This window comes from Sessilibacter sp. MAH1 (assembly GCF_054658315.1).
In genome coordinates, this window is the sequence record NZ_BAAGIC010000001.1 from 24,673 (window position 1) to 38,098 (window position 13,426).

The following is a 13,426-nucleotide window of genomic DNA, read 5'->3' on the forward strand; positions in this document are numbered from 1 at the left end:
AGTTATTCGATCTGTTGGGCCGATGTTATTGTCAATTTGTGGTTGTTCTGCAAGATCGATGTGAGTAAACGTGGCAGACAAAAAAAGGGCTCAAGTGAGCCCGTTTTTGATTGAAGTTCGATGTTCGTTAACTAATTTCTTGCCAACAATTTAAGTGACTTAGGCCAAGTTCTGGCGGCCATTATTCAGTAACTTCCAACGACATTCAATTCTCATATTTCATTAAGTGATTTCAGTAACCGAGTCTTATCAAAAAAATGGATAGCTCTGAAAGTTTTTCTCACTAACCATTTTTGTCCTCAGTTTCAGTATAACAGGCCTCAATAAAATGATGGTTTTTTACGCAAGTCTAAGGTGTAAGGATACTCGTTGGTCGGCTCTTCCGGCGGTGGAGCCATGGGTCTTGGTGGCTCGTGGTTCGGGAAGAACTCGCGAATAGCATCGTACTCGGGGCGTGGTGTAAATGGCCCTTGGGTATGATTGAAATCCTCAAAGCGATTGGTGCGACGAGTCTCGGCAGCCATGGCATTGACCGGGTAATCGTCGTAGGAGCGTCCACCTTGGTGACTTACATGGTAAGTACAGCCGCCAATAGCGAGACCGTTCCAGGTATCAATCAGGTCGAATGTAAGTGGAGCATGAATACCAATGGTTGGGTGTAGTGCCGAAGGCGGCGCCCAAGCGCGATAACGCACCCCGGCAACGTATTCGCCGTGACGTCCCGTTGGTGTTAGCGGTACGCGTCGGCCATTACAAGCGACCACATAACGGCTATCTGTCAGGCCGCGAACCTTAACTTGTAAACGTTCAACAGAGCTGTCTACATAGCGAGCAGTACCAAAACTGGCGACTTCTTCGCCGAGAACATGCCAAGGCTCAATGGCCCAGCGCAGTTCTAGCTCGATATCATCGATTTGCACACGGCCGTAGTGCGGATAGCGGAATTCTTCAAACGGTGCTAGCCAATGCAGCTGGAATGGGTAGCCGTGACGGTTGAGATCGTCGACTACGTCTTTCATGTCGGCCCAGGCGTAATGCGGAAGCATGAATCGATCGTGCAGTTCTGTTCCCCAGCGTACTAATGATTTCTTGTAGGGGGCTTTCCAGAAGCGAGCCAACAGGGTCCGAATCAACAGTGCTTGTACCAGCGCCATGTGTTCGTGCGGCGGCATTTCGAAACCGCGAAACTCTAAAATACCTTGGCGACCACTGGCCGAACCGGGTGCGTAGAGTTTATCGATACAGAATTCGGCGCGGTGGGTGTTGCCGGTAATATCAACCAATAGGTTTCGCATTAAGCGATCCACCAACCAAGGTTGGGCAACTTCGCCGTCGGGCATTTGTTGGAAGGCAATTTCAAGCTCGTACAGCATTTCGTCGCGACCTTCATCAACCCTTGGGGATTGCGAGGTCGGGCCGATAAACATGCCTGAGAAAATGTACGAAAGCGCTGGATGGTGTTGCCAGTAGGTCACAAAGCTGCGCAGCACATCTGGGCGGCGCAATAATGGACTGTCGGCGGGTGTTAAACCACCCAAGGTGATGTGGTTACCACCGCCTGTGCCAGTATGGCGACCATCTACCATGAAGGCATCGGTACCTAGGCGAGATTTAAAGGCTTCTTCGTAAAGAGCCGTGGTGTTATTAACCAATTCTTGCCACGAACGTGACGGATGGATATTTACTTCAATAACACCCGGATCAGGCGTCACCAACAGCTTTTGCAGACGGAAATCTTTCGGCGGCTCGTAACCTTCAATCACAATCGGTAAATTGAGGTCCTGCGCGGTGTTCTCGATGGCATTAATCAGCGCCACATAGTGCTCTAGGTACTGTAACGGCGGCAAGAATAGATACAGGCGGCCATCACGTGGCTCCACGCACAAGGCTGTGCGCAATGTGCTTACCCAGTAGCGAAGTAGCTCGTCGTCGTTACTCTGTTTTCCAAAACGTTCTTCGAGTGTCGCATCTGCGCTCTCGGTCATGAGATTGCGTGGCCCAGGGCTGATTTGACCGTATTCGTCGGTAATAACGTAAGGAGCAACAATTTGTTGCTCACGACTTTCAAACGGATCGCGCTCCGGCTCGCGGAACTTCGCCAGTATTTTTTCTTCCAGCGCTGGTAGAGATTCAAGCGGTAGACGGAATCCCATAGGTGAGTCACCCGGAATCAACGCCAAGTGGCCGCGACGGAATTCCCAGCGTGTGCTCATCCAACTGCTGTTGCCATAGTCCCATGCCAGTGGGATTACGTAACCGGTGGGGGTGTTGAGCCCGCGACGCAACAATTTGGCCAAACGCTTGCGTTCTAAGCTGTCGGTTAAGTCAACCGTGGTAGGGTCGATATTGATTGGCAGCTGCTCTTCCAGATCAACGTAGTGCAGTGCGTCTTCAAAGGCGGTATGTACAAAGTCTTCGGCAAGGCCGAGATTAACCGCTAACTGCTGAGCGAATTGTTCGGCTTCTGGGTAACCATAGCCGTAATCCTTATCAACGCGAGCGAGCAAATCGGTATTGCGCCACATGGGTTCGCCGTCGAGACGCCAAAAAACGCCCAGCGCCCAGCGCGGTACTTCTTCGCCGGGATACCATTTTCCTTGACCGTAATGCAGCAAACCGTTGGGTGCAAAGCGCTTGCGCAAGCGCAGCAATAGATCTTTTGCCAAACGCAGCTTGTCGTCGCCAAGGGCGTCGGTGTTCCATTGCGCAGATTCCATATCGTCAATGGATACGAAAGTAGGCTCGCCGCCCATCGTCAAGCGGACATCGCTCTGACCAAGCTCTTCGTCTACGGCTTTGCCAAGGGCCTGAATGGCCTGCCAATCTTCTTCTATATAAGGTTTGGTAACGCGAGGATCTTCGTGAATACGGAAGACTTCGTTGCTGAATTCAAACTCAACTTCACACTTACCGGTCGCACCGGTAACCGGTGCCGCAGAGACGGGGTGAGGTGTACAAGCCAAGGGAATATGACCTTCACTCGCGAACAGACCCGAGGTTGGATCTAACCCCACCCAACCTGCGCCGGGTAAATAGACCTCACACCAAGCGTGCAGGTCGGTGAAGTCTTCGGCAGGGCCCGATGGGCCATCAAGAGATTCTTTATCGGATTTAAGTTGTACCAAGTAGCCAGAGGCGAAACGCGCCGCAAAGCCAAGGTGGCGAAGTATCTGCACCAGTAACCATGCGCTGTCGCGGCAGGAGCCGTTTTTCTTTTCGAGCGTCTCTTGGCACTTTTGAACGCCCGGCTCCATGCGGATGTTGTATTCGATCTCTTGTTGTAAGCGCATGTTCAACTCAACTAAAAAGTCGATCGAGCGCATTTCAAGTCCATCTTTGGGCATTGCCGATTCGACCCATTTTTTCAGCAATGGGCTGTCGTGTTCTTCGGTCTCTAGGTACGGTAACAGTTCTTTTTTCAACTGTTCTTCGTACACAAAAGGAATATGTTCGGCGTATTCTTCAATAAAAAAATCGAATGGGTTAATCGCCGTCATGTCGGCGATGACTTCAACCTCAAAGGCGAGTTCTTTGGTTTTTTCGGGAAACACCAGGCGAGCTTGAAAGTTGCCAAATGGATCTTGTTGCCAGTTTAAGAAATGATCTTCGGGTAGAACTTTAAGCGAATAGCCGTGAATTTTGGTCCGCGAATGCGGCGCCGGACGAAGCCGCAGAACGTGTGGGTAAATATTAACGGGGCGGTCAAACTTATAATGAGTCTTATGTAGTAACTTGACGCGAATGGCCATGAAGCTTTCCTGAAGGTTGAACGCGAATATGTTTGGCGTTGGCGTGACAACAGTGCCACGCCAGTAAAATATCTAGTCGTGAGGGAACCAAGTTTGGCAGATTTGCACGTGTATTGCGGCAATTGCTAGCTGAAGCTCATTCAGATAGCTGCGAAAATCCGCACCCAGATCACCCTCTTTTTCGATGATGTATTTGGGCAGTTTGTCGGTGTTAACTGGAGATTTTCTACCAGAGACTTGTGAAAGATTTGTGGCTGCCTGACAAATTTGCCGACTGCAATAGGCCACGGACCTAGGTAGAAGCTCTTCATCGAGTAAAAAGCGAGCAACATCGCTGCCACGTACGGTCGATTTTACCGCTCTTCGATAACTCATGTACGCATCGATAGAACGCAGCACATTGCCCCAAATCACCTGAGCCGGATTGGATGTCTCAAATACTTTGGTATTTTCAAGTACCGCAGCTCCAGCGTCGAGAATACGCGTTGTCATATCGGCGCGTTCGATATTACGCCCGAGTTTTATAAATTGCCAAGCTTCATCGCGAATCAGCGAACCGTGCAACAGGCCATTTAGCGATTGCGAGCGCTCAATAATTTCGGTTAAAAACTCGTGACGGCGGGCACGTAATAAACCATCGCGGGAATGCTTATTGACGTAAATAAACAACTCGTTGACCTGTTCCCAGGCCGCCGGCGGAATCACATCGCGGGTGGTTCTTAGGTTTTCACGCACCGCCCTTACCGATGCTGCGATAGAACTTGGATTATCTGGATCGGAAACCAAAAACTTAACAATATTGCGTTCGCTTCGAACCTTGTAACGCCGGTTAAAAGTTTCTGCGCTGCTGTTGAGCTCAATAAGGTTAAACCAGCTGATATCCAGTAAATCTTTTGGCAGGTCGAACAGTAAATTATCGTACACGCCAATTAATCGAGAGGTGTTTTCGGCGCGTTCTAAATAACGGGCTGCCCAATAAAGGCGTTCTGCAACTCTAGCCAGCATCTTACACGCCCTCCGATTCAACGATCCAAGTATCTTTACTGCCACCGCCTTGGGAAGAGTTCACCACCAGTGAGCCTTTCACCATAGCAACGCGGGTTAATCCGCCGGTGGTAACGTAGAGATCTTTGCTTTGCAAAATAAAGGGTCGCAAATCTAGGTGACGAGGTTCGGGGCGGCCGCCATCGGTAAGTGTTGGCGCGGTCGATAACATTAATGTTGGTTGAGCAATGTAGTTACGTGGGTTTTCTTTTATCAACTTAACAAATTTTTCTTGATCTTTTTTGGTGGAGTGAGGGCCAACTAACATGCCATAGCCACCAGATTCATTGGCAGGCTTCACTACGAGCTCGTGAATATGCTCGATCACATATTCGCGTTCGTCTTCGTTGTCACATAAATAAGTTGGTACGTTGGGAATCAGCGCCTTTTCACCCAGATAGTATTCGATGATTTTTGGAACATATGCGTAGATGACTTTATCGTCGGCAACGCCCGCACCTGGTGCATTGGCCAACGCGACATTGCCCTTTTTCCACGCTCTCATGAGTCCGGGTACACCCAGCATGGAGTCTTTACTGAACACTTCTGGGTCAATGAACATATCGTCGATGCGTCGATAAATAACATCAACGCGCTCGCGTCCACGGATGGTTCGCATATAAACGCAGTCATCGGTATCCACTAACAAATCAGAGCCTTCAACCAGCTCTGCACCCATTTGTTGCGCCAAAAAGGCATGTTCGAAATACGCTGAGTTATAAATGCCCGGTGTGAGTACAACAATTTCAGGTTGTTTCACTTTACGTGGCGACAAAGCCGCGAGCATGTCGAATAATTTTGATGGGTAATCGTCGACCGGAAGCACGTTTTCGCGCCCAAATACCTCTGGCAACACGCGTTTGGTAACTGCACGATTTTCGAGCATGTAGGACACGCCAGACGGTACGCGCAGATTATCTTCTAAAACGTACATCTTGCCGTCGGCATCGCGCACCAAATCAGAGCCGCAAATGTGTGCCCACACACCAAAAGCGGGCTTTACGCCAACGCATTCTGGGCGAAAATTCTTCGAATTTTGAATTAGGTAGGCCGGAACGATACCATCTTTGATGATTTCCTGCTTATGGTAAATATCGTTAATGAACAAATTGAGTGCTTTTAGGCGTTGCTTTAAACCTAATGCAATTTGATTCCATTCTTTGGCTGGAATAATTCGGGGAATAATGTCGAACGGCCAAGCTCTGTCGATATTACCTTCGTCGGTATAAACGGTAAAACTCACGCCCATATCCTGAACGGTTGCGTCTGCCAATTGGCGACGTTTTTGTAATTCTTCAACGCCTAACTTACTCACAAAATTAGCGAGTCTTCGGGCTGGCTGACGCGGGTTACCTCTATTATTGATTAATTCATCATAGAGATCGGCGCACTCATAATTTTTCCATTCGATACTCATTTAGAGCACAGCTCCTTTAGGTCGTTTATTTATAATATTCTGTTGCGGTTACTGGAGCGATAAAGCGTTGTAGCCTTTTAGGTGTTGTCGGTTTGCGCATCGATAATTGATTGTCGATAGCAAATATCTTGGAAGCTCGTTGCCTAACGCAAAAATCATAAATCATCTTAGGCAATCCAAAATTTCGGTAAGCATGCCATGTGTGCACGGTCATGTATTGACTTAGCTTTAGTTGCATAACGTTTGCGCATAAATTGAAAGGGCCAAACGTGGTTAAATCCGGTGAATATTGCATAATTCAGAGCAGCATTTATGCCATTTGATAATTTCGCGGCAAGTGCAGGATTATTTTTAAATTGCGCCATACACACCAATAAAGTTTTCTCTGATTTTTTCTAATAAAAAAACTATAGGAATCTCTGATTAACTCAGCCATGATTTAATCAGAAGGCAGAAATTGAAAAAGGCGATGTCCAATTTCTTCACAATTTCAATCACATTCCGTTCTTGAAATTGGTGACACATCTTTGTGTCGCAGGAAACTCTAGGCTGGTCACAGCTTCCTCTAAGAACTACTTTACGATAGATCAACAGTGAAAGGCGACTGTTTTGAACTGTAAGGTTATCGAGGTGAGAGCGAATTTGTCGAAGATTTGAATGTTTATTTGCTGGGCCAATAGCGATATTTGGTAAGAATCCAACTGTGCACATGCAGCATCGCTAATGATCGATTGGGTTGTGGCTGCATGTGCGTAAAGATGCGAATGAAAACTCGGTTAAACCTTTAGTTCTGGAAATTCTTCAATCAAGCGACGTAAACCGTCTAACCAATATTTTCTTGCGGCCAAGAATTCTTGATCGTATTCATTAAAGCGACGATAGCGATCCAGATTAAAGCTGTCTTTTTCGTAAATCAGCACGTCCATGGGTAACCCTACCGACAAATTACTTTTAATGGTCGAGTCTAAAGACACAACCATAGAGCTAAGGGCGATATTTAATGGTGTTGTGTATTCGAGGGTTCGTTCCAAAATAGGCTTGCCGTATTTGTGTTCACCTATCTGAAAGTAAGGCGTCTCGCGGGTTGATTCGATAAAATTACCCTGCGGATAGACAAAGAATAAGCGCGGAGCTTCACCTTTAATTTGCCCGCCCAATAGCAAGCTGCCCGAGAAATCGACTTTCTTGTCGTAATCTTCTTCACTATAACCGTGAATGATTTCCCGCAGACGCTTACCCACGTGTTTAGCGCAGTCAAACAGCGACGTATGATTAAGCAGGTTGGATTCGTTGGCTCGAATTTCTTTACGTAATAACTCTATCAAGGCTTGGCTGGTGCCGAGGTTGCCTGAACACAAAATAGCCAAAGCGTGAGTTTTATCGTTTGAGAAGGTATAGAGTTTTCTGAACGTGGAAATATGATCGACACCGGCATTGGTACGGGTATCGCCACCGAACAAGAGACCTTGTTCGAGATTCATTGCTACGCAATAGGTCATTGTCATTCTCGCTGAGCTTTTTGGAGCGGAGTATAGGAATTATAAGTTAATTCTTCCACCTGCTGTTATTTTGCCGCAGGTAAAATAATGGCGTAAGGCCTAGAGCCTTGTTTCTCAGTGATTAAATCATGGCGGAGTTAAGCGTATGTTCCTAAATCATTTCAATTGGTTATCGCAATTGAGCAGGCAGTAGCTCAGTATTTGGTAGATCGCCTAAGGTGGATTCTAGTCTTTTTAAAAGCGCGAATGTTATGGCCGGTTAATGTCGATTTGGGCTGCTGTTAAGACTATTTTGGATGATTAATCTACAGCGTGTTCGCTTAATCGATAGCGTGCGAGTATTTCCTGATAGCGTCCCGATTGTTTTAACTGCTGCAATCCTGCATTGAACTGCTGCACGATGGTTTCGGTTGTTGTGACTCGACTAAAAACAAAGTGCAGATCGGTCTCGCCGATTAACAGCAGTGGAGTGATGTTTATTTGTTGTTTCATTACGCTGTTGTTAACTTCAAACAACGAGCTTTCTTGGATAAATCCGTCGATACGACCGCTAACTAGTTTTTTGTGGTTTTGCATGTCACTGGAAACTTCGATGATTTGATCGTGAAATGCTTGGGCTTTTTTTAAAGGTTCGAATAAAGCACCGTGAAATGTGCCGCGAGTTACTCCTACTCTAAAACCTCTGCTTAAAAGTTCCGTTATGGTTTGACCGCTGAACTGATCGTAAAATTTGTTATTGATATAGAGGAAATATCGTTCGCGAAAATAGGGTTGCGAATAAAACAGATACCGTTTGCGTTTATCTGTTAAACCCATGGAGCCTACTAAGTCAATTTCTCCTGAATATAAGCTCGGCAAGCTTCGCCAGAATGGCAGCTGTTTGAAGGCTAGGGAGATATTTTGTTGATCGAGAATTTCTCGTGCAATATCAATATCCAAACCGACAATCTTACCGTCGCTGCTGTAATAAAAGGGCTGCCATTGCTCATAGCTCATCGTTAAAGAGGTAGTCTGTGCAAATGATTGCGCGCTGATGAACAGAGCAAGGAGCCAAAGACTGTGATAATGGAGTTTTAATTTTTTTATAATGACGTCATCAATAATTCGCGCTTTTGTTGCCCTGTTTTGAGCGGTGATGAGATTTAAAAGCATCGAAATTTTCATGAAGTTTTAGGACGTTAAAAAGCTAGTTAATGGTTAAATTAAATGTATTTAAAGATGCTGAAATACTGTCGGTTACTACTGCCCAATCAAATAACGTTATGAATACTTGCGAATTTATTGAATAGGATTTTTCCCGCTCGGTGAGTTCACCTCTTACCGAGATTATTTCGCCGCGAGACTCAGAAAATTCTTGTGGAAATAATTTTGACCCCAACCACAGGCGAATGTTTTTATTGCCAAAATCGGTAAATATATTTTGAGTTACCAAAAAAGTTGAGGTTTGAAATTTTTTACGGTTTTTGACGAACATTGACGGAAATTCAAAATAACCGTCGGCATCAGTAACGGTTGTATCGATTTCTATACCTTGCCATTGTGCAGTTCGAGTTAATGTTAAATGCGCTTGGGGCTGTTGATTGACGGTAATAATTCCACACATGGCAGAAAACAGGCACACGCTATCCCCGGTAGTTGAATTCATCATTGGCGCACCTTTGTCAATAACCGTATATAAGAAGTAAGCCTTAGGCTGTTGATGGCGAATTAGTAGATACATTTCAGTTTAGGAGATTTTTTATTTGATGGTGCCTTACCTGATAAAAATGTGTGCTCTGGCAAGATTGTGACAGCTTTTTTAAAAAGCTGTCACTAATGTTGATATTGATAAATTAGTAATTAGAAGGTTATTGAGTCTTTTAAATACTCACGTAGCATCGTTAACGAGTTTTTAAGGGACTTTTAGCGGATGTTAAAGAAGGGTGTCGAGCATAGCCTTATTGAATTCTAGTTTTGGAAAATTACAAACAAGTAGGCTCTAAATTATTTATTTTTCATAGAAAACTCTGATCAACCCAGAGTTTCTTGCGACACTAGAATGTGTCAGTTTCGAGAACAGTAAGTGATTGAAATTGTGAAGAAACTGGAAATCGCAGCGTTAATTTCTGTCGTCTGATTAAATCGTAGATGAGTTAACCCGAGATTCCGGTGGTTTTATCATCTCAATTCCCTATCGTAATAGAGATTGGCGACTCTTCCCTGAGTCGCTAGAAATTTTGGCTTTATCAGAGCCTAATTTGTTTTAGGTATCAACTAATTAAAACGTAAATCGCAAACCCACTTCGGCACCAATACCCGCGGCGGGGGCCGAGTCTTTGGTGAATGAGGTGTGATCTCGAATGTCTTCGTCTAAAAGGTTTTTACCTTTGGAATAGATCGCAAGATTGCTGTCATTGATTGGTAAGTTGTACTCAATCAAGGCTTCAAGGCGATTATAGCCGTCCGTTTTGGTTTCATTGTTGCTGGTGCGTGACTGATCAAACACTTGGACGCTTGAGAGTTGTGCAAACCAACGATTTCTGGCCCAGCTGAGTTCTGCGCCTAATCGAGCGGGTGCTAGTCTTGGTACATCTTCACCGTCATCAAGCTCGCCTTGCACATAGTCACCAAAAACGCGAAGGTCGAAATGTTGATTGCTATCGCGGAATAAATGCTGAGTAAATTCGGCTTCAATTCCATAGAAATCGGCGTCTTGCTGATTGTAGCGAATAACTTCTGGATCATCCGTGAAACCTGCAAAAATGTAATCGCGAATATTGTTATAAAAGACGTTGATTTCACCCGTCCATTCGCCGCTGTGTTTGCGTAAACCAACTTCTATGTTTCGGCTGGTTTCGGTATCGAGATCGGGATTACCAATTTCAATGCGGCGCGTTGCGGCGTGTTCAATCAAATCTTGCTCAGCAAAGTTGGTACAGGTTGAATCGCTAACATTCGAGAACAATTCTTCTTCGGTGGCGGCGCGTTCAGACAAGCTCGCTGAAATCCAAACGTTTGCGCTGTCGCTAATATCACGCAGTGCCGACGCCGAGGCGCTGAAGGTTGTCTCGGACTGATCACAACCACTAGAAAGCTCGGTATCGGTTCTTTCTATACGCGCGCCGAGTTCCAGTTGCAATTGCTTGTATTCAAAGCCTTCTAGCGCAAACACCGCAAAGGAACGAATGTCGGTTGGTAGGATATATCCTTCACCGCCTTCAGAGCCGAACTCTCGATCCTGAATTTGCACACCAAGAACACCGTGTTGGCTGTTTGGGCTGCCGTGTTTTAGGGTAAAACGAGAGTCAAAGCCTTCGTTAAAAAAGCGTGTACCGATTTCCTCTTCGCCATCGCCTTCGCCTTCGTCTTCGGCGAATTCTTCTTCAGGTTCAATTTCTATTTCGCGATGTTCATAATCGGTGAAGCCAATATGAGCGTTTAATTCGTTAAAAAAGCCATTTAAAAGCCAACCGGTTTCAATTTCGTAGCGAGTTTGATCAAGATCGATGCGAATATCGACACCTTCTTCATCGCTGACTCCTGGCGGAGCTGGCGGCAGTCCGTACTCTTGCTGTAAGTCGCTAACCGCAATACCAATATAACCGCTGTCGAAGAAATACGTTGCGCCTAGGCCACCACTTTTGCCATCAAAATTACTGTTGCGTAGCCTGCCGGTTGTATCTTCATCTTGAAACGGTGGTAAAAAATTGCCGTCCGGAATCTCCACATCGTTGCCGTTGAAAATGGTCCCGTCAGCGTGTACGGCGAAATTTCCGGCGGGAGCATCAAGGGTAAATGCTGTTGTGTTTTGGTCGTTGTTGGTGTCGTGACTTTGCAGGATACGAGCGCTTGTTTCTTCAAGAGGTTGCGAGGCAATGCGTTTGTCCAAAACGTTGACGACACCACCGATTGCGCCGTTGCCATAAAGCAAGGTTGCCGGGCCGCGCAAGACCTCAATACGCTCTGCGGCAAATGGGTTTACGCCGTTGGCGTGATCGGGACTCACCGACGAGGCATCTAGTGTGTTGATGCCGTTTTGAAGCACGCGTACTCGATTACCCGATTGGCCACGGATAATTGGGCGACCAACACCTGCGCCAAAACTGCTAGATTGCACGCCGGGTAAGCTGTCGATGGTATCGCCAAGCGTGTTTGCAAGATCGTTGTTGAGCTGTTCGCCACTGAGGACATTAATTGGCAATGCTGTGTCGGCAAGTTTTTTTTGCAGCTCGCCGGTTACAACAACTTCTTCGATTACTGTTAAATGTTGTTCATGCTCTGGCGCCGCGTAGCCGGTTGTAGCACACAATAAGAAAGGCAATCCCGAAATGGCTTGAGTTAATTTTTTTGGGGTAAATCGATGTAAAGGGCGGTTCATAAATTCCACTCGAATGAATACCTACGCTAAAAAAGCGCAAATTTTTATAACATTAAATCTGTGAGTTACTTTTAGATTGAGAAAAAACGCTTAACGCTGAGTGGAAGGTGGTGCGCGAATACTAAAGCGATGATTAATCCGAGCGGATAAGATCGGATTGGAGTATTTGACGTTGGTTTGTTCGGCAGTCTCAGAGCAACTGTTTAGGGTTGTTAGTGTGTGAATGGCGCCTGCTGGTGAGTGCGCACAATCGCATAAACCTTGCTCTGCAAAAGGTTGATAACTGTGGCTGGCAAGATGATGTGCGTTAGCAAATTGCGTCCACAGCAAAAAGACCAGCAGCACGGCGACGTGGGCTGATGAGTGAGCTGCTAATAAACGACGCAATTGTGACATCTGTGTTCAAGAATTTAGAAGATAAATTTAGAGTTTGGTAATTTACTTTAAAAAGGCAATAAATGTAACTGTAGTTCTGCAAATATTCGAGCAAGCCCTTATCAAATTGAGGTGAGCGAATAGCCGTTGTTTAGGATTCCCTAAAGCCTTTGAAAAAAACTATCGTGATGCAATGTCTATTTTAAGCTTCCTGTAATTGACGTTTTAATAGAGCTATTAGTTTAAAGGAAACTCTGATTAACCTAGAGTTTCTCGCGACACAAGGATGTGTCGCCAATTTCAAGAACGGTAAGTGATTGAAATTGTGAAGAAATTGGAAATCGCATTTTCAATTTCTGTCCTCTGATTAAATCATGGATGAGTTAATCAGAGGTTCCTAAAGTATGCGTGCGGCAAAATGACGCAGGCTAACAGCGGAATAATCGACACTCGTTAAAACCGGCAGAAGCTGGTCGAGACGCCTGAATAATTTTTGCTGATTTAAATTTACTGCAAAATTTGAAAATACGATTTTCAAATAAATTGCAACCATAAACAATTCACCAGTAATTATTGTTGGTGAATTGGCGACACATCCTGTGTCGCGAGAAACTCTAGGTTAATCAGAGTTTCCTAAATTATTTATTGCATTCGGAGTTGGGCAGAAAGTGAGATGTATTTCTGGCGGCTAATGCTGCGTAATCGCTTGCATGTCCAGTTATTACCGAAAAATCAGATTAATGTTTTTGGCTATGTAGAACCGAATAAGCGTTGGTGACTAAAAAACATGCTTCCCTGCATAGACTCTTCGGTCTTGGTTAGATGCAAGGGATGGCGGATTTACTCACTTTGATTCATCCGAGCCGTCGTTATTTTTAAAGACGCACATAAAATATGATCACAGTGATAGCTTTTTCTGTTCGATTGATTATAATGTCGTCATCGGGTTGTTGAGACCCTGTCTTATTTTATTTCTTTTATAAAT

Annotated in this window: 8 protein-coding genes; all 8 read right to left on the reverse strand. The window is 45.5% G+C overall.

What is annotated here, in order from left to right:
- Window positions 1-320: 320 nt before the first annotated feature.
- The 8 genes from ACYQ28_RS00135 to ACYQ28_RS00170 all read right to left on the reverse strand — a co-directional run bounded on the left by ACYQ28_RS00135 (window position 321) and on the right by ACYQ28_RS00170 (window position 12,462).
- Window positions 321-3,749 carry a transglutaminase family protein gene (locus tag ACYQ28_RS00135; protein WP_460047221.1) on the reverse strand — a complete coding sequence of 1,143 codons (3,429 nt, stop codon included), beginning with the start codon at window positions 3,747-3,749 and terminating at the stop codon, window positions 321-323.
- 72 nt (window positions 3,750-3,821) lie between these two features.
- The gene (locus tag ACYQ28_RS00140) at window positions 3,822-4,754 is read right to left on the reverse strand and encodes an alpha-E domain-containing protein (protein WP_460047222.1); all 933 of its coding nucleotides are present in this window, start codon (window positions 4,752-4,754) and stop codon (window positions 3,822-3,824) included.
- A gap of 1 nt (window position 4,755) precedes the next feature.
- Window positions 4,756-6,210 carry a circularly permuted type 2 ATP-grasp protein gene (locus tag ACYQ28_RS00145; protein ID WP_460047223.1) on the reverse strand — a complete coding sequence of 485 codons (1,455 nt, stop codon included), beginning with the start codon at window positions 6,208-6,210 and terminating at the stop codon, window positions 4,756-4,758.
- Window positions 6,211-6,986: 776 nt separating this feature from the next.
- Window positions 6,987-7,709 (reverse strand): peptidase, encoded by a 723-nt coding sequence (locus ACYQ28_RS00150; protein ID WP_460047224.1) that lies wholly within the window; start codon window positions 7,707-7,709, stop codon window positions 6,987-6,989.
- A gap of 300 nt (window positions 7,710-8,009) precedes the next feature.
- Complete coding sequence (locus tag ACYQ28_RS00155; RefSeq protein WP_460047225.1) at window positions 8,010-8,861, reverse strand: substrate-binding periplasmic protein; 852 nt, start codon at window positions 8,859-8,861, stop codon at window positions 8,010-8,012.
- A gap of 34 nt (window positions 8,862-8,895) precedes the next feature.
- The gene (locus tag ACYQ28_RS00160) at window positions 8,896-9,357 is read right to left on the reverse strand and encodes a DUF6795 domain-containing protein (RefSeq protein WP_460047226.1); all 462 of its coding nucleotides are present in this window, start codon (window positions 9,355-9,357) and stop codon (window positions 8,896-8,898) included.
- 609 nt (window positions 9,358-9,966) lie between these two features.
- Window positions 9,967-12,066: a TonB-dependent receptor gene (locus ACYQ28_RS00165; protein WP_460047227.1), complete on the reverse strand. Its 2,100-nt coding sequence runs from the start codon at window positions 12,064-12,066 to the stop codon at window positions 9,967-9,969.
- Window positions 12,067-12,156: 90 nt separating this feature from the next.
- Window positions 12,157-12,462, reverse strand: coding sequence for a hypothetical protein (locus ACYQ28_RS00170; protein ID WP_460047228.1), 306 nt, complete (start codon window positions 12,460-12,462; stop codon window positions 12,157-12,159).
- Window positions 12,463-13,426 lie beyond the last annotated feature (964 nt).

Excerpts from the sequence above, each read along its gene's own strand:
- ACYQ28_RS00140 (WP_460047222.1), bottom strand. The coding sequence starts at position 4,754 with ATGCTGGCTAGAGTTGCAGAACGCCTTTATTGGGCAGCCCGTTATTTA.
- ACYQ28_RS00160 (WP_460047226.1), bottom strand. The coding sequence starts at position 9,357 with ATGATGAATTCAACTACCGGGGATAGCGTGTGCCTGTTTTCTGCCATG.
- ACYQ28_RS00145 (WP_460047223.1), bottom strand. The coding sequence starts at position 6,210 with ATGAGTATCGAATGGAAAAATTATGAGTGCGCCGATCTCTATGATGAA.
- ACYQ28_RS00150 (WP_460047224.1), bottom strand. The coding sequence starts at position 7,709 with ATGACCTATTGCGTAGCAATGAATCTCGAACAAGGTCTCTTGTTCGGT.
- ACYQ28_RS00165 (WP_460047227.1), bottom strand. The coding sequence starts at position 12,066 with ATGAACCGCCCTTTACATCGATTTACCCCAAAAAAATTAACTCAAGCC.
- ACYQ28_RS00135 (WP_460047221.1), bottom strand. The coding sequence starts at position 3,749 with ATGGCCATTCGCGTCAAGTTACTACATAAGACTCATTATAAGTTTGAC.
- ACYQ28_RS00155 (WP_460047225.1), bottom strand. The coding sequence starts at position 8,861 with ATGCTTTTAAATCTCATCACCGCTCAAAACAGGGCAACAAAAGCGCGA.
- ACYQ28_RS00170 (WP_460047228.1), bottom strand. The coding sequence starts at position 12,462 with ATGTCACAATTGCGTCGTTTATTAGCAGCTCACTCATCAGCCCACGTC.